21 protein-coding genes and 5 pseudogenes are annotated in these 24846 nt (G+C 42.1%); 19 read left to right on the top strand and 7 right to left on the bottom strand.

Annotated elements, in window-relative coordinates:
• Window positions 1–241 precede the first annotated feature (241 nt).
• From AC075L_RS03755 to AC075L_RS03735, 5 genes are all read left to right on the top strand, one after another.
• Window positions 242–1144, top strand: a complete 903-nt coding sequence (locus AC075L_RS03755) for a LysR family transcriptional regulator (RefSeq protein ID WP_055153990.1) — start codon at window positions 242–244, stop codon at window positions 1142–1144.
• Between the two features lies 1 nt (window position 1145).
• Window positions 1146–1556: an Ig-like domain-containing protein gene (locus AC075L_RS03750; protein WP_118569123.1), complete on the top strand. Its 411-nt coding sequence runs from the start codon at window positions 1146–1148 to the stop codon at window positions 1554–1556.
• A gap of 302 nt (window positions 1557–1858) precedes the next feature.
• Window positions 1859–2176 (top strand): PadR family transcriptional regulator, encoded by a 318-nt coding sequence (locus tag AC075L_RS03745; protein ID WP_055153994.1) that lies wholly within the window; start codon window positions 1859–1861, stop codon window positions 2174–2176.
• Complete coding sequence (locus tag AC075L_RS03740; RefSeq protein WP_476387163.1) at window positions 2173–2715, top strand: DUF1700 domain-containing protein; 543 nt, start codon at window positions 2173–2175, stop codon at window positions 2713–2715. The genes AC075L_RS03745 and AC075L_RS03740 overlap by 4 nt, the downstream gene beginning before the upstream one ends.
• A gap of 69 nt (window positions 2716–2784) precedes the next feature.
• Window positions 2785–3354 carry a DUF4097 family beta strand repeat-containing protein gene (locus AC075L_RS03735; protein ID WP_476387162.1) on the top strand — a complete coding sequence of 190 codons (570 nt, stop codon included), beginning with the start codon at window positions 2785–2787 and terminating at the stop codon, window positions 3352–3354.
• On the opposite strand, the gene AC075L_RS03730 is transcribed toward AC075L_RS03735, so the two are convergent.
• The 6 genes from AC075L_RS03730 to AC075L_RS03705 form a co-directional block, all read right to left on the bottom strand.
• The gene (locus AC075L_RS03730; protein ID WP_476387162.1) at window positions 3331–3900 is read right to left on the bottom strand and encodes a DUF4097 family beta strand repeat-containing protein; all 570 of its coding nucleotides are present in this window, start codon (window positions 3898–3900) and stop codon (window positions 3331–3333) included. The genes AC075L_RS03735 and AC075L_RS03730 overlap by 24 nt on opposite strands.
• Window positions 3897–4058 (bottom strand): hypothetical protein, encoded by a 162-nt coding sequence (locus AC075L_RS03725; protein WP_476387161.1) that lies wholly within the window; start codon window positions 4056–4058, stop codon window positions 3897–3899. The genes AC075L_RS03730 and AC075L_RS03725 overlap by 4 nt, the downstream gene beginning before the upstream one ends.
• Window positions 4055–4510, bottom strand: coding sequence for a DUF1700 domain-containing protein (locus AC075L_RS03720; protein ID WP_476387160.1), 456 nt, complete (start codon window positions 4508–4510; stop codon window positions 4055–4057). The genes AC075L_RS03725 and AC075L_RS03720 overlap by 4 nt, the downstream gene beginning before the upstream one ends.
• A gap of 15 nt (window positions 4511–4525) precedes the next feature.
• Entirely contained in the window at window positions 4526–4825 is a 300-nt protein-coding gene (locus tag AC075L_RS03715) for a PadR family transcriptional regulator (RefSeq protein ID WP_476387159.1), read from the bottom strand.
• 302 nt (window positions 4826–5127) lie between these two features.
• Entirely contained in the window at window positions 5128–5538 is a 411-nt protein-coding gene (locus AC075L_RS03710; RefSeq protein ID WP_118569123.1) for an Ig-like domain-containing protein, read from the bottom strand.
• 1 nt (window position 5539) lies between these two features.
• Complete coding sequence (locus AC075L_RS03705; RefSeq protein WP_055153990.1) at window positions 5540–6442, bottom strand: LysR family transcriptional regulator; 903 nt, start codon at window positions 6440–6442, stop codon at window positions 5540–5542.
• 395 nt (window positions 6443–6837) lie between these two features.
• On the opposite strand from AC075L_RS03705, the gene AC075L_RS03700 reads away from it, so the two are divergent.
• The 3 genes from AC075L_RS03700 (at window position 6838) to ttdB (ending at window position 9802) form a co-directional block, all read left to right on the top strand.
• Window positions 6838–8103, top strand: a complete 1266-nt coding sequence (locus tag AC075L_RS03700; RefSeq protein ID WP_118329999.1) for an SLC13 family permease — start codon at window positions 6838–6840, stop codon at window positions 8101–8103.
• Between the two features lie 145 nt (window positions 8104–8248).
• Window positions 8249–9154 carry a L(+)-tartrate dehydratase subunit alpha gene (ttdA, locus tag AC075L_RS03695; protein ID WP_118508277.1) on the top strand — a complete coding sequence of 302 codons (906 nt, stop codon included), beginning with the start codon at window positions 8249–8251 and terminating at the stop codon, window positions 9152–9154.
• Window positions 9155–9169: 15 nt separating this feature from the next.
• Window positions 9170–9802 (top strand): L(+)-tartrate dehydratase subunit beta, encoded by a 633-nt coding sequence (ttdB, locus tag AC075L_RS03690; RefSeq protein ID WP_008707382.1) that lies wholly within the window; start codon window positions 9170–9172, stop codon window positions 9800–9802.
• Window positions 9803–10121: 319 nt separating this feature from the next.
• On the opposite strand, the pseudogene AC075L_RS03685 reads toward ttdB, so the two are convergent.
• Window positions 10122–10208 (bottom strand): annotated as a pseudogene (locus AC075L_RS03685) (DUF6783 domain-containing protein); the annotation flags it as partial.
• On the opposite strand from AC075L_RS03685, the pseudogene AC075L_RS03680 reads away from it, so the two are divergent.
• The 11 genes and pseudogenes from AC075L_RS03680 to AC075L_RS03630 form a co-directional block, all read left to right on the top strand.
• A pseudogene (locus AC075L_RS03680) lies at window positions 10182–10250 on the top strand (hypothetical protein); the annotation flags it as partial. The pseudogenes AC075L_RS03685 and AC075L_RS03680 overlap by 27 nt on opposite strands.
• A gap of 179 nt (window positions 10251–10429) precedes the next feature.
• Complete coding sequence (locus AC075L_RS03675; protein WP_476387158.1) at window positions 10430–13213, top strand: transporter substrate-binding domain-containing protein; 2784 nt, start codon at window positions 10430–10432, stop codon at window positions 13211–13213.
• 137 nt (window positions 13214–13350) lie between these two features.
• Window positions 13351–15342: pseudogene (uvrB, locus tag AC075L_RS03670) on the top strand (excinuclease ABC subunit UvrB).
• 536 nt (window positions 15343–15878) lie between these two features.
• Window positions 15879–16920: pseudogene (hrcA, locus tag AC075L_RS03665) on the top strand (heat-inducible transcriptional repressor HrcA).
• Window positions 16921–16937: 17 nt separating this feature from the next.
• Entirely contained in the window at window positions 16938–17582 is a 645-nt protein-coding gene (gene grpE, locus AC075L_RS03660; protein ID WP_022381213.1) for a nucleotide exchange factor GrpE, read from the top strand.
• 60 nt (window positions 17583–17642) lie between these two features.
• Window positions 17643–19520: a molecular chaperone DnaK gene (gene dnaK, locus AC075L_RS03655; protein ID WP_008707391.1), complete on the top strand. Its 1878-nt coding sequence runs from the start codon at window positions 17643–17645 to the stop codon at window positions 19518–19520.
• Window positions 19521–19639: 119 nt separating this feature from the next.
• Complete coding sequence (dnaJ, locus tag AC075L_RS03650) at window positions 19640–20827, top strand: molecular chaperone DnaJ (protein WP_022381214.1); 1188 nt, start codon at window positions 19640–19642, stop codon at window positions 20825–20827.
• 131 nt (window positions 20828–20958) lie between these two features.
• Window positions 20959–21672 (top strand): phosphatase PAP2 family protein, encoded by a 714-nt coding sequence (locus AC075L_RS03645; RefSeq protein ID WP_226839685.1) that lies wholly within the window; start codon window positions 20959–20961, stop codon window positions 21670–21672.
• 117 nt (window positions 21673–21789) lie between these two features.
• Window positions 21790–22743, top strand: a complete 954-nt coding sequence (gene prmA / locus AC075L_RS03640; protein WP_476387157.1) for a 50S ribosomal protein L11 methyltransferase — start codon at window positions 21790–21792, stop codon at window positions 22741–22743.
• Between the two features lie 4 nt (window positions 22744–22747).
• Entirely contained in the window at window positions 22748–23494 is a 747-nt protein-coding gene (locus AC075L_RS03635; RefSeq protein ID WP_118409624.1) for a 16S rRNA (uracil(1498)-N(3))-methyltransferase, read from the top strand.
• Window positions 23495–23515: 21 nt separating this feature from the next.
• Window positions 23516–24671 (top strand): annotated as a pseudogene (locus tag AC075L_RS03630) (cysteine desulfurase family protein).
• Window positions 24672–24846 lie beyond the last annotated feature (175 nt).

The following is a 24846-nucleotide window of genomic DNA, read 5'->3' as shown; positions in this document are numbered from 1 at the left end:
TAAAAAAACAAATTAATGGGTTGCATATCCCCATAAAAAATTTTTATAATCTCAATTTTAGCAGGTTTTTTTTATGCAATATTACTATATTAAAAAAAACTTTAGAAATAAATATGGAAATTATGATAGGTATATGGTATTTTTTATTTGAAGATAACTTAAAGCAGTTTCAGAAAATACTATACTTGCTATAGAAATGACATATTTCGACACACTACAACGAACTTAGAGGAAATTACTTATGACACTTAACCAACTCCGTTACTTTTGCACAGCCAGCCGCTGCCACAGTATCACAAAGGCAGCCGAGGAATTATACGTTACTCAGCCCACTGTGTCCGTTGCTATCCGCGACCTGGAAATTGAATTCGGTATCAGCCTTTTCTATAGAAAGGGAAACAGGCTGATCCTTACTGAAGAAGGCGAGGAGCTTTATAATAAAGCCACCTACATTCTTCAATACTGCAACGAGCTTCAGGCAGATTACTCCAGTATGGCGAGGGTAAAGCCCCCTCTTCGTATTGGGATCCCGCCTATGCTGAGCACTGTCTTTTTCCCTGAGCTTCTCATCGCATTTCATGACCAATATCCGGAAATCGCTGTTGTTCTGGAGGAATATGGCTCTGTTCGTGCCTGCAATCTGGTACAGGATGACACTCTGGATCTGGCTCTGGTAAATATGGAACAGTATAATATTGATAAATTTAACAAGGCTCTTCTGGCCAACGACCAGGTTGTTTTTTGTGTAAGTGATGACCACCGACTGGCAGACAAAGAAGTTGTGACCACCAAAGAAATGTCTAAAGAATCTTTGATCTTTTTCAATGCCGATTCCGTACAGAACCAGTTGTTGAAAACACGCTTCGAAATGGACGGTTACATTCCGGACATCGTCATGCGCAGCAGCCAGATTTATACGATTTTGCAGTTAGTAAAGACCTGTAAATATGGCAGCTTTCTCTATTCCAGCATGACCGACAGATTTGCCTCTTCCGGCATAAAAGGAATTCCCCTCAGTCCACCCATCCGCATAAAGATCGGAATGATATGGAAAAAAGGGAAATATATCAGTGACAATATGCAGAAATTCCTGAACTTCACCAAGATGTACTACCGGGAACATCCGCTGATTCAGAAGTTCTGATTTGTACGCCACTAAGCTGAAAAAAGCAACTTACTACAAGTACATTGTAAAGGCTTACAAGATGGTGGATGGAAAGAAAGTAATCACAGGTACCTCCGTAGCAGTACATTCAATAACTAAGGATGGAAAATACGGCGTAGCCAAAGCTGTTTCCATTATAAAGATTGGAAATAAGAAGAATGATACAGAAGTAACCTTAAAGAAAGGTAAAACTGCTCAGATTACAGCTATAGAAATAAAGAAAGACAAAAAAATCAAACACCACAGAAATCTCTGCTATGAAAGCAGTAATACAAAAGTAGTAACTGTGACATCTGATGGTGTAATCAAAGCTATGAGAAAGGGAAACTGTAAGATATGGGTATATGCACAGAATGGTATATATAAAGTGATTACAGTTACAGTAAAATAATTTTTATGTGCGCATCAGTTTTACGGCTGATGCGCATATTTTTATGACCACATGAGGTCATGCATATTGGAGTCAGACTCCACGAAATACCGATATGTTCAAACACACTCCAAAAGATAGTCAAATGAATAGTTTGATATCAGAAATCCATTGCAGATTGTCCAGAGATACCATAACGATTGAGCTCCGAAAAATATATATAAAAATTTTATATATGTATTGACATTGTGGTAGCATCGAAGTATAGTATATGTAAAATTTATATATATAAATATTTTACATATATACCAGGAGGTGATTCTATGTATTTTCCGGTATCAGCATTATTGATTGAATATATGATACTGTCAGTGGTAGAAAGCAGGGATTCTTATGGTTATGAGATCAGTCAGACAGTGAAGAAGGCTGCTGACATTAAAGAATCTACGCTCTATCCCATATTGAAGAAGTTACAAATTGCAGGATATCTGACTACCTATTCGCAGGAGTATCAGGGAAGAAAGAGAAAATACTATTCCCTTACAGAAGAAGGCAAGGCACAGATTGCATATCTGAGCAATGAATGGCAAATCTACAAAGACACTGTAGATGGAATTATTGAAGGGAGGATAAGAGGTTGAGCAGAGAGGAATATTTAAACCAGCTGCATAAATATCTGCGGAAGCTTCCGAGACAGGACTATGAAGATGCAATGGAATATTTTACCGAGTATTTTCAGGAGACAGATGAGGAAGGAGCAGAAGAACTGATGAAAGAACTTGGTACGCCGAAGGAGGCTGCCAGAGAACTGATGGCGAATCTTCTGAATAAGAAAATAGAAGATCATCAGAATTATGAAACAGATGGACAGACCAGAGCAGAACAGAAAGGTTCCGGAAAACATGTGGTATGGATAGCGCTATTGGTATTATTTGCAGCACCGGTAGGAGCTCCGCTTCTGGCAGCATTTGCTGGCAGTCGTTCTTGCATTAGTTGTGTGTGTATTTGCAATTTTGTTATGTGTAGTTTTATGTCTGATGCTTATTGGCGGGAAAATCCTTGTCCGCGGTATACTGGCAGTCCCGTTTTCTATGAGCGGTTTTGCAATGCTTACAGGAAGTGGGCTGTTGGCTGTGGGCGCTGGCATCCTTGGTGTACTGTTGTGCGTATATCTATGTAAATGGAGCAGCATGCTAATTGCGAAGCTGGTACGCCGGATCACTGGCAGAAAGAGAGAGAGGTTAGAACGATGAAAAGATGGGCAAAGGCATGGCTTGCAGTAGGAGTCGGATGCTGTGTATGTGGTACAGCTTTGACGGGCATCGGTGTTGCGAGCGGTGGAAGTAAATATGTGAAATCAGCGGATTTAAACAAAATGGATGGAGCTGCAAAAAAAAGCGATAATGAGATGGTTCTTAAGAAAACAAAGCTTGATGATTTCGACTCAGCAGACATCTCCATGACAGATATGAATTTGCAAGTAGTCAATTCAAATGATCAGTACTGTTATATTTCTTATCGGGCATCCGATCAGAAAAAGGATCCGATCAGTTATCAGGTAAAGGATGGTAAATTAAGGATTCAGGAAAATAACAATGATGGGAAGACTTATTATCATGTTGATATCGGATTTTTGTCGGGTCTTTTGGGTGAAGGAACACTTACTACAGATGAAAATGTGGTAACAATTTACGTGCCGGAAGGTCAGAAATGGAAGCTTGCAGATATTAAATCGGATATGAGCAATATATTGCTGAATGGATGCGAAATCGAAAATGGAGCTGTTCAGACGGATTCAGGAGATGTATACATCTCCTGAATCCGTCTGAACAGCTCCATTTTCGATTTCGCATCCATTCAGCAATATATTGCTCATATCCGATTTAATATCTGCAAGCTTCCATTTCTGACCTTCCGGCACGTAAATTGTTACCACATTTTCATCTGTAGTAAGTGTTCCTTCACCCAAAAGACCCGACAAAAATCCGATATCAACATGATAATAAGTCTTCCCATCATTGTTATTTTCCTGAATCCTTAATTTACCATCCTTTACCTGATAACTGATCGGATCCTTTTTCTGATCGGATGCCCGATAAGAAATATAACAGTACTGATCATTTGAATTGACTACTTGCAAATTCATATCTGTCATGGAGATGTCTGCTGAGTCGAAATCATCAAGCTTTGTTTTCTTAAGAACCATCTCATTATCGCTTTTTTTTGCAGCTCCATCCATTTTGTTTAAATCCGCTGATTTCACATATTTACTTCCACCGCTCGCAACACCGATGCCCGTCAAAGCTGTACCACATACACAGCATCCGACTCCTACTGCAAGCCATGCCTTTGCCCATCTTTTCATCGTTCTAACCTCTCTCTCTTTCTGCCAGTGATCCGGCGTACCAGCTTCGCAATTAGCATGCTGCTCCATTTACATAGATATACGCACAACAGTACACCAAGGATGCCAGCGCCCACAGCCAACAGCCCACTTCCTGTAAGCATTGCAAAACCGCTCATAGAAAACGGGACTGCCAGTATACCGCGGACAAGGATTTCCCGCCAATAAGCATCAGACATAAAACTACACATAACAAAATTGCAAATACACACACAACTAATGCAAGAACGACTGCAGCAAATGCTGCCAGAAGCGGAGCTCCTACCGGTGCTGCAAATAATACCAATAGCGCTATCCATACCACATGTTTTCCGGAACCTTTCTGTTCTGCTCTGGTCTGTCCATCTGTTTCATAATTCTGATGATCTTCTATTTTCTTATTCAGAAGATTCGCCATCAGTTCTCTGGCAGCCTCCTTCGGCGTACCAAGTTCTTTCATCAGTTCTTCTGCTCCTTCCTCATCTGTCTCCTGAAAATACTCGGTAAAATATTCCATTGCATCTTCATAGTCCTGTCTCGGAAGCTTCCGCAGATATTTATGCAGCTGGTTTAAATATTCCTCTCTGCTCAACCTCTTATCCTCCCTTCAAGTAATTCCATCTACAGTGTCTTTGTAGATTTGCCATTCATTGCTCAGATATGCAATCTGTGCCTTGCCTTCTTCTGTAAGGGAATAGTATTTTCTCTTTCTTCCCTGATACTCCTGCGAATAGGTAGTCAGATATCCTGCAATTTGTAACTTCTTCAATATGGGATAGAGCGTAGATTCTTTAATGTCAGCAGCCTTCTTCACTGTCTGACTGATCTCATAACCATAAGAATCCCTGCTTTCTACCACTGACAGTATCATATATTCAATCAATAATGCTGATACCGGAAAATACATAGAATCACCTCCTGGTATATATGTAAAATATTTATATATATAAATTTTACATATACTATACTTCGATGCTACCACAATGTCAATACATATATAAAATTTTTATATATATTTTTCGGAGCTCAATCGTTATGGTATCTCTGGACAATCTGCAATGGATTTCTGATATCAAACTATTCATTTGACTATCTTTTGGAGTGTGTTTGAACATATCGGTATTTCGTGGAGTCTGACTCCAATATGCATGACCTCATGTGGTCATAAAAATATGCGCATCAGCCGTAAAACTGATGCGCACATAAAAATTATTTTACTGTAACTGTAATCACTTTATATATACCATTCTGTGCATATACCCATATCTTACAGTTTCCCTTTCTCATAGCTTTGATTACACCATCAGATGTCACAGTTACTACTTTTGTATTACTGCTTTCATAGCAGAGATTTCTGTGGTGTTTGATTTTTTTGTCTTTCTTTATTTCTATAGCTGTAATCTGAGCAGTTTTACCTTTCTTTAAGGTTACTTCTGTATCATTCTTCTTATTTCCAATCTTTATAATGGAAACAGCTTTGGCTACGCCGTATTTTCCATCCTTAGTTATTGAATGTACTGCTACGGAGGTACCTGTGATTACTTTCTTTCCATCCACCATCTTGTAAGCCTTTACAATGTACTTGTAGTAAGTTGCTTTTTTCAGCTTAGTGGCGTACAAATCAGAACTTCTGAATCAGCGGATGTTCCCGGTAGTACATCTTGGTGAAGTTCAGGAATTTCTGCATATTGTCACTGATATATTTCCCTTTTTTCCATATCATTCCGATCTTTATGCGGATGGGTGGACTGAGGGGAATTCCTTTTATGCCGGAAGAGGCAAATCTGTCGGTCATGCTGGAATAGAGAAAGCTGCCATATTTACAGGTCTTTACTAACTGCAAAATCGTATAAATCTGGCTGCTGCGCATGACGATGTCCGGAATGTAACCGTCCATTTCGAAGCGTGTTTTCAACAACTGGTTCTGTACGGAATCGGCATTGAAAAAGATCAAAGATTCTTTAGACATTTCTTTGGTGGTCACAACTTCTTTGTCTGCCAGTCGGTGGTCATCACTTACACAAAAAACAACCTGGTCGTTGGCCAGAAGAGCCTTGTTAAATTTATCAATATTATACTGTTCCATATTTACCAGAGCCAGATCCAGAGTGTCATCCTGTACCAGATTGCAGGCACGAACAGAGCCATATTCCTCCAGAACAACAGCGATTTCCGGATATTGGTCATGAAATGCGATGAGAAGCTCAGGGAAAAAGACAGTGCTCAGCATAGGCGGGATCCCAATACGAAGAGGGGGCTTTACCCTCGCCATACTGGAGTAATCTGCCTGAAGCTCGTTGCAGTATTGAAGAATGTAGGTGGCTTTATTATAAAGCTCCTCGCCTTCTTCAGTAAGGATCAGCCTGTTTCCCTTTCTATAGAAAAGGCTGATACCGAATTCAATTTCCAGGTCGCGGATAGCAACGGACACAGTGGGCTGAGTAACGTATAATTCCTCGGCTGCCTTTGTGATACTGTGGCAGCGGCTGGCTGTGCAAAAGTAACGGAGTTGGTTAAGTGTCATAAGTAATTTCCTCTAAGTTCGTTGTAGTGTGTCGAAATATGTCATTTCTATAGCAAGTATAGTATTTTCTGAAACTGCTTTAAGTTATCTTCAAATAAAAAATACCATATACCTATCATAATTTCCATATTTATTTCTAAAGTTTTTTTTAATATAGTAATATTGCATAAAAAAAACCTGCTAAAATTGAGATTATAAAAATTTTTTATGGGGATATGCAACCCATTAATTTGTTTTTTTATACGTGCATGATTTATAATAAACTCATCAAAGGAAACGTGCACGGCCGGTACCTTTCAAGAGAGATTAATAAAAAAAAGACGGATAAGTAAGACAAAAGCGAAGAGCAAAATAAAAAATGAAATCACAGAAAAAAGTGAAAGGAGATCAATAAAATGTCTCAACAAACAATCACACTGTTATTTCTTGTGTTTACGATCATTAGTTTCATCCTCGAAAAGATACCACTTGGGCTTACAGCTTCGATCTGTGCAATCGGATTGACACTCACCGGAGTAGTGGATGTATCTACAACGTTTTCACAGTATGTAAACAGTAACGTAATCCTTTGTGTCGGCATGTTTGTAGTAGGTCAGGCACTATTTGAAACAGGAATGGCAAATAAAATCGGAGGTCTGGTCACCAGATTTGCCAGAACAGAAAGAACATTGATCATTGCGATCATGGTAATCGTAGGTGTGATGTCCGGATTCTTATCAAACACAGGTACAGCAGCAGTGCTGATCCCTGTAGTCTGTGGAATCGCTGATGAATCCGGCTATTCAAGAAGCCGCCTTTTGATGCCACTGGTATTTGCAGCAGCGCTTGGCGGGAATCTTTCCATCATCGGTGCACCCGGAAACCTGATGGGTGTAAACGCACTTCAGGAAATGGGGCTTTCCACAAGCTTTTTCATGTATGCACCGGTGGGAGTCCCGATGCTTCTGGTAGGAATTATCTACTTCGTTTTCATTGGATACAGATTTCTTCCGGATGGAAAAGGGGCTGTAGGGGCAACTGTTGAAAAACAGAAAGATTTCAGTGATGTACCGAAATGGAAACAGACTGTTTCACTGATAGTTCTGATACTTGTGATTCTTGCAATGATTTTTGAGAAACAGATCGGAGTCAGCATTGAGATTTCTGCATGCATCGGAGCAATCATTCTGGTGCTGGTTGGAGTTCTTTCAGAAAAAGAAGCACTGGCTTCCATTGATCTGAAAGTAGTATTCCTTTTTGGAGGATCTCTTACACTTGCCAAAGCCCTGGACACAACAGGTGCCGGTGAACTGATAGCAGATAAGATCGTAGGACTTCTGGGTGCAGACCCGAACCCGATTGTGCTTCTTCTGGTAATATTCATTGTAACCTGTGCACTGACAAACTTCATGTCAAACACAGCCACAACCGCACTGATGATCCCAATTGCAGTTTCTCTGGCAAACAACCTTGGTGCGGATCCGAGAGCTGTTGTTATCGCAACTGTTATCGCAGGCTCCTGTGCATATGCAACACCGATTGGAATGCCTGCAAATACTATGGTAGTAGGACTTGGAGGATATAAATTCAAGGATTACGTGAAATCAGGTTTACCGTTGATTCTGGTATCCTTCGTGATCTGTATGATCCTTTTGCCTGTTCTGTTCCCGTTCTATCCGTGAGAGGATAAACCATATGAGACGGAAGATTTTCCGCTTAATGTAAATGTATCAATAGAAATAAAGCAGAAAACATGCTGCTTTAGATAAATAACCCAAAATTAAAAGCCAAACAACCCTAAACCATTGAATGATCAGGAGGTAAATCATGACTAAGGAAAATGGAGTTAAAGTATTAACAGACATGGTAGCAGATTTTGTTGCCCACATTGGAAAAAAATTACCGGACGACGTAGTAACAAAACTGGAAGAGCTTGGTTCTCAGGAAAGCGAAGCACTTCCAAAAGTACTTTATGAGACAATGACTAAGAATCAGGGACTGGCTGTAGAACTGAATCGCCCAAGCTGTCAGGACACAGGAGTTCTTCAGTTCTGGCTGAAATGCGGAACTAATTTCCCGTACATCAACGAGCTGGAAGCCCTTTTGAAAGAAGCTGTTGTACAGGCTACTTTTGCAGCACCATTAAGACATAACTCTGTAGAAACTTTCGACGAGTACAACACCAAGAAAAACGTTGGAAAAGGAACTCCGACTGTATGGTGGGACATCGTTCCAAACAGTGATAAATGTGAGATTTACGCATACATGGCAGGAGGCGGATGTACTCTTCCGGGAAAAGCAATGGTACTTATGCCAGGTGCAGGATATGAAGGCGTTACCGATTTTGTTCTTGATCAGATGACAACTTACGGACTGAATGCTTGTCCTCCGCTTCTTGTGGGTGTAGGTGTAGGAACATCTGTAGAGACAGCAGCCCTCAACTCCAAGAAAGCACTTATGCGTCCGATCGGTTCTCACAATGACAATGCAAATGCAGCAAAAATGGAGAAGCTTCTGGAAGACGGAATCAATGCAATCGGCCTTGGACCGCAGGGAATGGGCGGAAAATATTCTGTAATGGGTGTTAATATCGAGAATACAGCCCGTCATCCGTCTACAATCGGTGTAGCAGTAAATGTAGGCTGCTGGTCACACCGCCGTGGTCACCTGACCGTAAATTCTGACCTTACAGTAACCTGTGATACACATTCCACATGGAAATTCAACGCATAATCGGAGGGAAAAAACATGATCGAAATCAGAGGAGATAAAAAAGTTCTTATTACACCAATCAGTGAAGAAGACCTGGCTGACATCAAAATCGGTGATATTGTATGGCTGGACGGAGAGCTGATGACCTGCCGTGATGTGGCACATCGCCGTCTGGTTGAGTATGGAAGAGAACTTCCATATGATATCAAGGACAAAGCAATTTTCCACGCTGGCCCAATCGTTCGTAAAATTGAGGGAACAGAAGATGACTATGAAATGGTTTCCGTTGGACCGACAACCTCCATGCGTATGGAGAAATTTGAGTATGAATTTACTAAGCTTACAGGTGTAAGAGTAATCGTTGGAAAAGGCGGAATGGGACCGAATACAGAGCGTGCATGCAAAGAATTTGGTGCGATCCACTGTGTATTCCCGGCTGGCTGTGCAGTAGTAGCTGCAACAGAGGTTGAGAAGATCGTAGAACATCACTGGGATGAGCTTGGAATGCCTGAGACCTTATGGTGCAACAAGGTAAAAGAATTTGGTCCACTGATCGTATCTATCGATGCACAGGGCCGCAACCTGTTTGAAGAAAACAAGGTTATCTTCAATGAGAGAAAAGAAGCCGCTAAGCAGGCTATTTATCCGGAAGTTAAGTTTATTAAATAATGCATTTCAGTTTTACAAAAGTAAAAACCGTACGATTTCTTCTTTATTGTTTCAAAGATAAAAAAAGATAAACATCATCTAAGATGAAAAGAAAAGGTGGCTCACAGATTTTCTTCATACATGGTCTGTGGGCTGCTTTTTTCTGTATACGAAATTTAAATAAATAGTAACTTTAACCGAATCAAGTAAGTCCCCTGCGGAGGTTGCGAAAAGCAATAAGCAGTGGGTGGGGACTCGCATACAAATGATTATGCCACTGCTACATCTTTTTCCTCCGCCTTGAAATAAAAAAAATTATCCTGCAAGATTGTTTCAGGAATTAACATGTCGACACATTAGAGCGTGTCTGAAAAATCATTCCCGCAATCTGCACGCCCCACTTTGCGATATATTTTGTCCGAATTCGGTTGTCGTAGCCCATGAATTTTGGCAAGTAAAGATTATCTGAAAACTGAAAAAATAGGTATAAAAAATAAATATAGGGCTGTTGCAATGACGGAAAATAAGGTATGATATCTGCAGAAGCATGTTACACGTTTCTATAACCCGGGTGAAGTAAATGAAAAAGGCAATAATCTGTTGAGATATCTTCACCGGATAGACACAAAATCATTTGGAGAAAGTTATATGAAAAAGTTTAAGTTAAATGTACAGAGACATATCTGCATTTTATTATGCTTTATTTTATATATTACCGTGCTTCCCCTTCCTGTATCAGCAGAGGAAGCAAAATCCAAAACAGTCAGAGTAGGCTGGTATGAAGGAACTTATAATACCACAGGAGCAGACGGTCAGAGGAGAGGCTACAGCTACGAATACCAGCAGGCAGTAGCTGCGCATACCGGATGGAAATATGAATATGTGGAGGGAAGCTGGGCAGAACTGATGAGTATGCTGAAAAATGGACAGATCGATCTGCTGGGAGGCATTTCCTATACAGAGGAACGTTCCACTTCCATGCTTTTTTCAGAATTGCCTATGGGAGAGGATAAATATTACCTGTATGTGGATACTTCTAATACAGATATCTCCATTTCAGATCTGACTACATTAAATGGAAAAAGAATCGGTATGCTGCCGAATGCACTTCCTGCCGAAATGTTCCATGAGTGGGAGAAAAGTCATGGAGTGAACACGCAGCAGGTTGATATTACCGGTGCAGATGATGTTCGTCAGAAATTGAAAAATCATGAAATTGACGGATTTGTTTTAAATGAATCTCCACAGTGGGAAAGAGACGATATTTCTCCTGCTATTCTGATTGGTAGCTCCTATAATTATTTTGCAGTCAGCAAAAAACGCCCGGATTTGAAAGAAGAGCTGGATCAGGTAATGCAGAAGATAGAGAGGGAGAATCCTTTTTATACAGACGATCTTTATAAAAGGTATCTCTCTGCAAATTCCCTTGAAACTCTTACGGATGAGGAACAGAACTGGCTGGAACAGCATGGGGCGGTCCGGATTGGATATCTGAAAAATGATGTGGGTATCAGCCTTGTGGATACGGAGTCAGAGAAACCGGTAGGAATTATTAACGATTATATTAGTCTGGTATCCGATTATCTGGGTGAACAAGCCATAGAATTTCAACTGACAGGTTTTGAATCCCAGGAGAAAGAGCTGCAGGCATTAAAGGATAACAGGATTGATATGATTTTTCATATGAACCAGAATCCATATGAAGCTGAGCAGAATGATATTGTATTGTCAAATACTGTTTTTGAAATTAATGTTGCAGTACTCACCGGTGTTAAGAAGTTTGATGAAAATAAAGAGAATACAGTAGCAGTGAGCAGGAATAACCTGCTGGGGAAGTGGTATATTTCTTTTAATTATCCATTCTGGAAAATAAAGGAATACGACTCATCTGCTGAGGCCGATAAAGCAGTTCAAAGTGGCGAGGCAGACTGCTTTGTTGTGAAGGCAGGACAGTCATTAAAGACACTGGAGGACAGCAAAATGCGCAGTATTTTTCTTACGAAATCCGGCGCTTCCTGCTTTGCGGTCACCAGGGAAAACACAACATTAATGAATATCCTGAACAAAACCATTCAGACTCTGCCTGCTTCCAGACTTTCCAGTCAGTTTTACGTATATGAAAACGCACCGGGCAAGGTTACTCTGGCAGAATACATAAAGGATAATCTGCGGGTAGTTTCCATTTGGTTTGTAAGTGTGGTCTTGATTATTGTATGGATTATAGTTTATCTGCTGATACAAGCGAGAAAAGCCAAGATTCAGGCAGAAAAGGCTAATGCCGCCAAATCAGAGTTCCTTTTCAATATGTCTCACGATATCCGGACACCCATGAATGCCCTGCTGGGATACAGTGAGCTGATAAAAAGGGAACTGACTGATCCGAAACTTCTGGATTATCAGGAGAAGATGGAACAGTCCGGAAATCTGCTTCTGTCTATTATCAATAATGTGCTGGACATGGCCCGGATTGAAAGCGGTAAGGTGGAACTGGATGAAGATTATGTGAAGATCAGAGATATTTATCAGGGAATTTACAAAATTTTCCAGGCGGAAGCGGAGAAAAAATGTATTCACCTTAAGATGGAATATGATGTCAAGCATGAGCACGTAATCTGCGATGAGACGAAGAACAAGGAAATTTTCCTCAATCTGATCAGTAATGCGGTAAAATATACAGCTTCAGGGGGAAGAGTTACCATAAGGATCACAGAGCTTGACTGTGACAGGAAAGACTATGTGCGGATACGGACTCAGGTAATTGATACAGGTATCGGAATGAGCGAAGAATTCCTTCCATCTCTCTTTGAGGCTTTTGCCAGGGAACGAAATACAACAGACGGAAAGATTGCGGGAACAGGTCTGGGAATGCCGATCATAAAGAAGTATATTGATATGATGTACGGAACTATTGAAGTAGAAAGTAAGCAGGGAGAAGGAAGTAAATTTACAGTTACCCTGGAATACAGGATTGCTGATAAGAGCTACTATGAACAGGATACGGAAAAATCTTCAGATGTGGATGAAACAGACAGAATCAGCGGAAAACATATTTTGCTTGCCGAGGATAATGATCTGAATGCGGAAATCGCACAGTTTATCCTGGAGGATATGGGACTTATGGTTGATCGTGTTGAGGATGGAGTTCAGTGTGTGTCAAGGATAGAACAGAAACCGGCAGGCACCTATGACCTGATCCTTATGGATATCCAGATGCCGAACATGGACGGCTACAGGGCAACTGAGATGATCCGCGGACTGTCAGATAAAGACAAAGCCACTATTCCAATCATAGCCATGACAGCCAATGCCTTTGAGGAAGACAGAAAAAAGGCACTGGCAAAAGGAATGAACGGACATATTGCAAAACCTGTTGATGCAGAAAAAGTTGAGAAGACTATTTGTTCGGTTTTAGGCAGCCAGAGTGAACAGTAACGCGACACGTTAAAGTACAGAACAGGTATTCGCTTGCTCTGTACTTTTTTTATATGGGATGATATACTGAAAATATAACCATATTAAACATATTTCAATTTTTGATAAGTGAAATTTGATTAAAACAGGAGAATATTATGGATCATTTTGAATTGCATTCCGAGTACAAGCCAACTGGAGATCAGCCCCAGGCAATTGAACGTCTGGTCAGAGGCTTTAAAGAAGGCAACCAGTTCGAAACTTTACTGGGTGTCACCGGTTCCGGCAAGACATTTACCATGGCGAACGTCATCGCCCAGCTAAATAAACCAACCCTCATCCTCGCCCACAACAAAACTCTCGCGGCACAGCTTTACGGAGAGATGAAAGAATTCTTCCCTGAGAACGCAGTGGAATATTTTGTCTCCTATTATGACTACTATCAGCCGGAGGCTTATGTCCCGTCTTCAGACACCTATATTGCCAAAGACTCCTCCATCAATGACGAGATTGACAAACTCCGTCTCTCTGCCACAGCCGCAATGTCAGAGCGGAAAGACGTAGTGGTCATTTCCTCCGTTTCCTGTATCTACGGACTGGGTTCCCCTCAGGAATTCTTTGACATGATGATTTCCCTGCGTCCGGGAATGACCAAAGACAGGGATGAGGTAATCCGGGAGCTGATCGACATTCAGTACACCAGAAATGAGATGGACTTCCACCGAAGCACCTTCCGTGTCCGTGGAGATACCCTGGAAATTTTTCCTGCCAACAGCTCCGATACAGCCGTGAGAGTAGAATTTTTCGGAGATGAGATCGACCGTATTTCAGAAATTGATGTACTGACAGGAGAAATCAAATGCCAGCGTTCTCATATCAGCATCTTCCCTGCATCCCACTATGTAGTGCCAGCAGAACAGATCCAGAGAGCAGCTGTAGCAATAGAAGAAGAATTAAAAGAACGTGTAGAGTATTTCAAAAGCGAAGACAAGCTTCTGGAAGCCCAGCGAATCTCAGAACGCACCAATTTCGACATTGAAATGATGAAAGAAACCGGATTCTGTTCAGGAATCGAAAATTATCCCAGACGTCTGTCAGGATTAAAGCCCGGACAGCCGCCATACACACTGCTGGACTATTTTGGAGATGACTTCTTACTTATTATAGATGAATCTCAGTATCACAGTGCCTCAGGTAGGAGGAATGTACGCCGGTGACCAGAGCAGGAAGCAGACACTGGTAGGCTACGGATTCCGGCTTCCTACAGCCAAAGATAACCGCCCCTTTAAGCTTCGAAGAATTCGAATCCAAACTGGATCAGGTCATGTTTGTATCCGCCACTCCGGGACAATATGAGTATGATCATGAACTCCTCCGTGCAGAACAGATCATCCGTCCAACCGGACTTCTCGATCCGAAACTCGAAGTCCGCCCCATTGAAGGACAGATTGACGACCTGATCGGGGAAGTAAACAAAGAAGTGTCAAAGAAACACAAAATACTGATCACCACTCTCACCAAACGAATGGCAGAAGACCTGACAGAATATATGAAAGAAGTAGGAATCAGAGTCCGTTACCTCCATTCCGATATCGATACCTTAGAGCGTGCCCGCATTATTCGTGATATGCGTCTGGATGTTTTTGATGTTCTGGTAGGAATCAACCTTCTTCGAGAAGGCCTGGACATCCCGGAGATCACCCTGGTAGCAATCCTGGATGCAGACAGAGAAGGCGTTCCTCCGTTCCGAAACCTCTCTCATCCAGACCATCGGACGAGCTGCCCGAAACAGTGAAGGCCATGTAATCATGTACGCAGACAACATGACCGATTCCATGCACAAAGCCATCACCGAAACCAACCGCCGCCGAACCATCCAGGAAGCCTATAACAAAGAACACGGAATCACTCCGACTACTATCAAAAAAGCAGTCCGCGACCTCATTGCCGTATCCAAAGCAGTAGCCGAAACCGAAGTCCGACTCCAGAAAGACCCAGAGTCCATGACCCGCAAAGAACTCACCAAACTCATCGCCCAGGTAGAAAAACAAATGCGCGCCGCAGCCGCAGACCTCAACTTTGAACAGGCCGCCGAACTCCGCGATAAAATGATCGACCTGAAAAAGAATCTGGATATTTTAGATAAATAGTGCTATACTGAGTCTTTTTCATCTGTGTAATCGAATTTGAAGACAAGCAAGTGATATAGTTATTCTATAGCAATTCTCTAAAATAATGTATCTTAATCCAGTTCATCAGAGTGTGAAATCCTGCGTCAGATATCTTCCTTGTCTTTCGCACTTTGCTGAACTGTCTTAAATGCATTATTTACAAGGATTGCTATAGAAGAGGCGATTCGCCTCCCAGGCGAGAGCCCCGCCTGTATAATCGTCCTGAACAGCCAGCGGGGAGAAATTATTGATATTGTGTGCCTTTAGCAGATTTCTGCAGACTTAGTATCTCTTAGCGTCCGAAACCGCACACAATATCAATAATTTCTCCCCGCGTCCCTTTTCTATAACATAATCTTAATAACCCCTATTGTTCATAAAATAACAAAAAATTCACAAAATAATATTGACAAACCAAATCAAGAGTGCTATCTTATGAGCATAAGGTGTTAGCACTCCTAAAACATGAGTGCTAACAAACCAAAAACAAAGGCAGTAAAAAGGAGTGGAATTTCATGGATCAGGAATTAGATGATCGTAAAAAGAAAATACTAAAAGCCATCATCAAAACCTACATGGAAACAGGCGAACCGGTGGGTTCCCGGACCATTTCCAAGTTTGCAGATTTAAATGTAAGCTCTGCCACCATCCGGAATGAGATGTCAGACCTGACAGATATGGGATATATCGTACAGCCCCACACCTCAGCCGGAAGAATTCCTTCTGATAAAGGTTATCGCCTCTACGTAGACGAGCTGATGAGAGAAAAGGAATCAGAGGTTCAGGAAATCAAAGATCTCATGATCGAGAAAACCGACAAACTGGATAAGATGTTGAAACAGGTAGCGAAGGTACTTGCCTCCAATACCAACTATGCAACAATGATCTCTGTTCCACAGTACAGCGGAAGCAAGATTAAATTCATCCAGCTTTCCCGTGTGACACCCCTTCAGCTTGTGGCAGTAGTAGTGAGTGATAACAATGTCATCCGAAACCAGATCATCAATCTGGATGAGGAGATGGACGATCAGACAATCCTGAAATTAAATCTTCTTCTTAACACCAACTTAAATGGGGTGCCCATTCAGGATATCAACCTGGGAATGATTGCCCGCCTGAAAGAACAGGCAGGTGTACATGGCTCTGTGGTTGGCACAGTCCTTGATGCAGTGGCAGACACCATCCAGGTAGACGAAGACGATATGCAGATATATACTTCAGGAGCAACCAACATTTTCAAGTATCCGGAGCTTGCAGACACAAGCAAAGCGAGCGAGCTGATTTCAGCATTTGAAGAGAAGCAGGATCTGGTAGACCTGGTGAAAGAGAGAATGTCTGATACAGAGAACACAGGAATTCAGGTGTACATTGGTGATGAGATGCCGGTGCAGACCATGAAAGACTGGCAGTGTAGTCACAGCCACTTACGAACTTGGAAAAGGAATGCATGGTACCATCGGTATCATCGGTCCCAAGCGTATGGATTATGCAAACGTAGTTGACAGCCTGAAGGCTTTGAAAGTCCAGCTGGACGAACTGATTAAGAAAGAGAGTTAGAAAGGCGGTAATAGAGAGTGTCAGAAGAAACAAAGAACACAGCTCAGGAAGAAGAGACAACAGATACTCCGGTAACAGAAGAAACTGTTGAGAATGAACCTGAAGTTGTAGAGAACGGCGAAGCAGAAACAGAGGAAATCCCGGTAGAGGACGGAGACGAGGAAGCTTCCCAGGATGACAAGAAAGACAGCAAATCAAAAACTTCTTTCTTCGGCAAGAAGAAAAAAGAAAAAGATAAATTTGAACAGCAGATTGAAGAACTTACAGACAGGCTGAAACGAAACATGGCTGAATTCGATAACTTCCGTAAGAGAACGGAGAAAGAGAAATCCAGCATGTATATCATCGGAGCCAAGGACATAGTTGAGAAAATGCTTCCGGTTGTGGATAACTTCGAGAGAGGTCTTGCACAGGCACCTGAAGGAGATTCTTTTGCAGATGGCATGAAGATGATCTACAAACAGCTGATCACCACATTAGATGAGCTGGGCGTGAAACCGATTGAAGCAGTGGGTAAGGAATTTGATCCGAACTTCCACAACGCAGTAATGCATGTGGAGGATGAAGAAGCCGGTGAGAATATTGTGGTAGAAGAATTCCAGAAGGGTTACACCTACAAGGATTTCGTAGTCCGCCACAGTATGGTAAAAGTAGCCAACTAATTTACATGAAAATATAGAATATATCAAATCTAGTTGAAAATAAACAGGAGGAACAAGATTATGGGAAAAATCATTGGTATTGACTTAGGTACAACAAACAGCTGTGTAGCCGTAATGGAAGGCGGACAGCCAACAGTTATCGCTAATACAGAAGGCGCAAGAACAACACCATCAGTTGTCGCTTTCACAAAAACAGGAGAACGTCTTGTAGGTGAACCTGCAAAACGTCAGGCAGTAACAAACGCAGAGAGAACAATCTCTTCCATTAAAAGAGAGATGGGTACTGACTATCGTGTAACAATCGACGACAAGAAATATTCCCCACAGGAAATTTCCGCTATGATTCTTCAGAAACTGAAAAAAGATGCAGAAGGATACCTTGGTGAGAAAGTTACAGAAGCAGTTATCACAGTTCCTGCATATTTCAATGATGCTCAGCGTCAGGCAACAAAAGATGCCGGTAAAATCGCAGGTCTTGATGTAAAACGTATCATCAACGAGCCAACAGCAGCAGCTCTTGCATATGGTCTTGACAATGAAAAAGAACAGAAGATCATGGTATACGATTTAGGTGGCGGTACATTCGATGTATCTGTAATCGAAATCGGTGACGGCGTTATCGAAGTACTTTCCACAGCAGGTAACAACCGTCTTGGTGGTGATGACTTCGACCAGAAAGTTACAGATTACATGCTTGCAGAGTTTAAGAAAGCAGAAGGCGTAGACTTAAGCAATGATAAGATGGCACTTCAGAGATTAAAAGAAGCTGCAGAGAAAGCAAAGAAAGAGCTTTCTTCCGCAACAACTACAAACATCAATCTGCCATTCATCACAGCTACAGCAGAAGGCCCGAAACACTTCGATATGAACCTTACAAGAGCTAAATTCGATGAATTAACACATGACTTAGTAGAAATGACAGCAGAACCGGTACGTCGTGCACTTTCAGATGCAGGTATCACAGCATCTGAACTTGGCCAGGTACTTCTGGTTGGTGGATCTTCCCGTATCCCGGCTGTTCAGGATAAAGTAAGACAGTTAACAGGCAAAGAGCCAAGCAAGAACCTGAACCCGGATGAGTGTGTAGCACTTGGTGCTTCTATCCAGGGTGGTAAACTTGCAGGTGATGCAGGCGCAGGTGATATCCTTCTTCTGGATGTTACTCCACTGTCACTGTCCATCGAGACAATGGGTGGTATCGCAACAAGACTGATTGAGAGAAATACTACAATTCCTACAAGAAAGAGCCAGATTTTCTCAACAGCAGCAGACAACCAGACAGCAGTAGATATCAACGTTGTACAGGGTGAGCGTCAGTTTGCAAAAGACAACAAATCCCTTGGTCAGTTCCGTCTGGACGGAATCCCGCCAGCACGTCGTGGTGTTCCGCAGATTGAAGTTACATTTGATATCGATGCAAACGGTATCGTAAATGTATCTGCTAAGGATCTTGGAACAGGTAAAGAACAGCACATCACAATCACAGCTGGTTCTAACATGTCTGATTCCGATATCGACAAGGCAGTAAAAGAAGCTGCTGAGTTTGAAGCACAGGATAAGAAACGTAAAGAAGCAATCGATACAAGAAACAATGCTGATTCCATGGTATTCCAGGTTGAGAATGCACTGAAAGAAGCCGGAGACAAGATCGATGCTAATGATAAAGCTGCTGTAGAAGCAGACCTGAACGCACTGAAAGATTTACTGTCTCAGACTGCAAATGCAGAAGAGATGACAGATTCTCAGGTAGCAGATATCAAAGCTGCTCAGGAGAAGATGATGGAAAGTGCTCAGAAGCTTTTCGCTAAAATGTATGAGCAGACACAGCAGGCAGGCGGCCAGGCAGGACCGGACATGAATATGGGCGGCGGTGCAGCAGGCAGCACAGATGCAGGAAACAACGATGATGTTGTAGATGCTGATTACAAAGAAGTATAATGTGACATTTCTGTAAAAGCAGAGATTTGCAACGGAAATATCAATAATAACTGTTCAGTGGGAGAGTCTCTCTCACTGAATAGTTGTGTTATAAATAAAACGGGTATAGGATTAAAATCATGGCTGATAAGAGAGATTATTATGAAGTCTTAGGCGTGGACAAAAGCGCCGATGACGCAACACTTAAAAAAGCATATCGTAAGCTGGCCAAGAAGTATCACCCGGATGTAAATCCAGGAGATAAAGAGGCTGAGGCGAAATTTAAAGAGGCAACAGAGGCTTACACCATCTTAAGCGATCCGGAGAAGAGAAAACAGTATGACCAGTTTGGCCATGCGGCTTTTGAAAACGGTGGCGGAGGTGCCGGCGGCGGCTTCGGAGGTTTTGATTTTAACGGTGCTGATATGGGTGATATCTTCGGCGATATTTTCGGCGATTTATTTGGTGGCGGCAGCAGAAGCAGACGTGCCAATAATGGTCCGATGAAGGGAGCTAATCTCCGCGCACGCGTAAATATTACTTTTGAAGAAGCTGTCTTTGGCTGTGAGAAGGAACTGGAGATCGTACTGAAAGACGAGTGTACCACCTGTCATGGAACAGGTGCGAAGCCGGGTACTTCACCGGTAACCTGTCCGAAATGTCATGGAGAAGGTCAGGTTGTTTATACACAGCAGTCCATGTTTGGAATGGTGCGTAATGTACAGACTTGTCCGGATTGTCATGGATCAGGTAAGATCATCAAGGATAAATGTACTTCCTGCCGCGGAACCGGATATACGTCTTCAAGAAAGAAGATTCAGGTATCTGTACCTGCAGGTATTGACAATGGTCAGAGCATCCGCATCCGTGAGAAGGGTGAACCGGGTACAAACGGAGGTCCGAGAGGCGATCTGCTTGTAGAAGTAAATGTTGCACGTCATCCGATCTTCCAGAGACAGGATATGAATATCTTCTCTACTGCGCCTCTTACATACGCGCAGGCAGCACTGGGCGGTACTGTACGTATCAACACAGTGGATGGAGAGGTTGAATATGAAGTGAAACCCGGAACTCAGACAGACACAAGGATCCGTCTGAAGGGAAAAGGTGTACCGTCTCTGAGAAACAAGAATGTACGTGGCGATCATTATGTGACTTTCGTTGTGCAGGTTCCTACAAACCTCAACGAAGAAGCAAAAGAAGCACTGCGCAAATTCGATGAGGCGTGTGGTAACCGTCCGAAATCAAAAGATTCTGATGATTTTGAAAAACCGGAAAAGAAGAAAAAGAGTTTCATGGATAAATTAAAAGAGACTTTTGAGGATTAATTATAAAAGAAAATTAAAGAAAAGAGGTTTACCCTCTTTTCTTTTTTTGTATAGTCGTGTATATTGAAGAGTAACGGTAAAAATCAGATGAACAGACAGGAATAAAAGTTTCCTGAGAAATGGAGAGATATTTGACAAAAACAGAGAAGATCGCAGCTTTTCGGGAGAAGTATCTCCCTGTATGGGCAATTTTGCCGCTGATAAGCATTTTTGTATTAAACTGTCTTATTTACTGGGGAAGCGGAGTACTGACAGCAGACAGATATCATTTTGATTTTACCATGTCACTGGACAGGGCAGTGCCGTTAATACCACAGTTTATCTGGATTTATATTCTGGCATTTCCTTTTTGGGCAGTGAATTATATTCTGGCTGCACAGAGAGGAAAAGATGGATTTTATCGGTTTGTGGCAACTGATCTGACTGTTCATATTACATGTTTTATTATTTTTCTGGTTTTGCCAACTACCAATGTCAGACCTGAGATTGCAGGAACTACATGGTCCCAGCAGATGCTTAAGTTTGTTTATCTCATGGATGGTGGAAACAGTCCGTCTAACTTATTTCCGTCAATCCATTGTTATGTAAGCTGGCTGAGCTGGCGCGGAGTCAGTAAATCAGAGAATATTCCAAAATGGTATCAGCATTTTTCACTGATATTTGCAATACTGATCATTATTTCTACCCAGGTGCTTAAACAGCATTATCTGGTGGATGCCATTGCCGGAGTTGCACTGGTAGAACTGGCGTGGAGATTTTACAGCAAAGGAAACCGCCACGAGATATTCAGACATTTTTTTGAAAAAATAAGTGAAGCATGCAGTCGGTGGGTAAATAAGAATTGACTGGATGTGGTGAGATGCTACATTATGGGAATAGCTGCAGAGTAACAGAGAATGGGCCAGACATATTTTTGGATGATAATAGTTAATTATATAACATAAAGAAATGGAGACAATTACATGAAGTGGAACCGTTTTACAGTAAAAACGAAAACAGAAGCAGAAGATATCGTTATCAGCACACTTGCAGAAGTCGGCATTGAAGGCGTGGAAATTCAGGACAAACAGCCTCTGACTGAGGAGGATAAGGCTCAGATGTTTGTAGATATTATGCCGGAAGGACCTGCAGATGACGGCGTTGCCTATCTGAATTTTTATCTGGAAGAAGATGCAGACAAAGAAGCAATCCTGAAAGATGTTCGTGAAGCATTAGATGACCTGAAGAATTTTATGGACATCGGGGAAGCTACCATTGAAGAATCTCAGACAGAGGACAAGGACTGGATTAATAACTGGAAACAGTATTTCCACCAGTTCTATGTAGATGATATCCTTATCGTACCGTCATGGGAAGAAGTAAAAGCAGAGGATAAAGACAAGATGATCCTCCACATTGATCCGGGTACAGCCTTCGGTACAGGTATGCATGAGACTACTCAGCTTGTGATTCGCCAGTTAAAGAAATATGTAACACCGGATACAGAGATGCTTGACGTAGGAACCGGAAGCGGTATCCTTGGTATCGTTGCCCTGAAACTTGGTGCGAAACATGTACTGGGAACAGATCTTGATCCATGTGCAGTTCCTGCAGTTGCAGAGAATAAAGAAGCAAACCAGATCGTGGATGAAACTTTTGATATGGTGATCGGAAACATCATTGACGATAAAGCGATTCAGGATCAGGCAGGATATGAAAAATATGATATTGTAACAGCAAATATCCTTGCAGATGTTCTGATCCCTCTGACACCGGTAATTGTAAACCAGATGAAAAAAGGCGCTTACTACATTACTTCCGGTATTCTTGATGTGAAAGAAGAAGTTGTAGTGGAGGCAGTAAAAGCAGCAGGCCTGACGGTTGTAGAAGTGATACATCAGGGCGAGTGGGTTTCCGTAACAGCAAGAAAGGACTGATCATATGCAGCGTTTTTTTGTGGAGCCTTATCAGATTGAGGAAGAGGCACACCGTATCCACATCAATGGGACGGATGTAAATCATATTAAAAACGTTCTCCGCATGAAATGTGGGGAGGATGTGTGGATCAGTGACGGAGGAGATAAAGAATACCATTGCCAGATTGAAGAACTGAGAGAGGATGAGGTTCTGCTGCATATTCTCTATGCACAGGAGCCGGAATATGAGCTGCCAAATAAAATTTATCTTTTCCAGGGACTGCCGAAAGCAGACAAGATGGAACTGATCATCCAGAAAGCAGTAGAGTTGGGAGCTTTTTCTATAATCCCGGTAGAGACAAAGCGATGTGTGGTGAAGCTGGATGTTAAGAAGGCAGCAAAGAAGGTGGTTCGCTGGCAGCAGATCGCAGAGAGTGCAGCAAAGCAGTCCAAGCGAATGCTGATCCCGGAGATCCATGAAGTAATGACCTACAAACAGGCACTGGAATTTGCGAAACAGTTAGAGGTAAAACTGATCCCGTACGAACTTGCCAAAGGAATGAAAGAAACCAGAGAAATCCTCAGCGAGATCAAGCCTGGACAGTCTGTCGGTATCTTTATCGGACCGGAGGGTGGATTCGAGGAAGAAGAGGTAGCAAAGGCACTGGAAGCAGGTGCCCATGCGATTACACTTGGAAGACGAATCCTCAGAACTGAGACAGCAGGACTTGCGATTCTTTCAGTTTTGATGTTCCAGTTGGAAAATGAATAATAGAAACAAGAGAGAACAAAAATGGAAGCATATTTTGATAATTCAGCCACGACCCGCTGCTTTGAAGAAGTAAAGGACATCGTGGTAAAAACAATGATGGAAGATTTCGGAAACCCATCTGCCATGCATCAGAAAGGTGTAGACGCAGAAGGGTATGTCAAAGAATCCGCCAGAACTTTGGCACAGATACTGAAAGTAACAGAAAAAGAAATCCTGTTTACTTCCGGCGGAACAGAGTCAAACAACCTGGCTCTGATCGGTGGTGCGCTTGCCAACAAACGAAGCGGTAATCACATTATCACAACTGCAGTAGAGCATGCTGCAGTCAGCCAGCCGGTAGCTTTTTCTGCAGGAACAGGGATTTGAAGTGACCATTCTTCCTGTAGACGGGCATGGAGTAGTAAAACTTGACGCATTGGAGAAAGCATTAAGGCCGGATACCATTCTCGTATCTACAATGATGGTAAATAATGAGACCGGTGCGGTTATGCCTGTAGAGAAAATCGGTGCAATGATCCAGGAGAAGTGTCCGAAGGCGCTGTATCATGTAGATGCGATCCAGGCATTCGGTAAATATCGTATTTATCCGAAGAAATGGAATATCCATCTTCTGTCCGTCAGCTCACATAAGATCCATGGACCAAAAGGAGTTGGATTCCTGTACATCAACAGCAAGGCAAAAGTACAGCCTCTCATTCTCGGCGGCGGCCAGCAGAACGGCATGCGTTCCGGAACAGATAACGTACCGGGAATCGCAGGACTTGGCGTTGCAGCGAAGATGATGTACCAGAACTTTGACGAGAAAGTAGAGCATCTTTACCAGCTCAAAGAACGCATGGCAGAAGGACTTTCTAAGATTGACGATGTAGTAATCAACGGAATGCCTGTCAGAGAAGGTGCACCGCATATCTTAAGCGTCAGCTTTCTGGGAATCAGAAGCGAGGTATTGCTTCATACCTTAGAGGACAGAAACATTTACGTATCAGCAGGAAGCGCATGCTCCAGCCATAAGAGAAAACCAAGCGCAACACTTTCAGCAATGGGAATGAGCAATGCACAGATCGAGAACACTGTACGTATCAGCTTCTCAGAGGAGAATACATTCGAAGAAGTTGACTACTGCCTGGAAGTTCTGAATGAAGTACTGCCGATGCTGAAACGCTATGCACGCAGATAACAAATAATAGTTATAAGTGATATTTGGAATGGAACCTGAGATAAGCTCAGGAATATTTGAAAAGGTTGTTAATAGCATTTATATGAATTCTATTTGAAAATTACAGATATTAAATCCAGAAAAATATTAATTCTAATATTATATAAAACAATTTATTATAAGCAAAATAAGAGAA

The sequence above is a fragment of the Blautia sp. ZXY-1-B12 genome, assembly GCF_056339915.1.
Note: the sequence above shows the minus strand (reverse complement) of the source record. Positions and strands in the feature narration are given on the sequence as shown.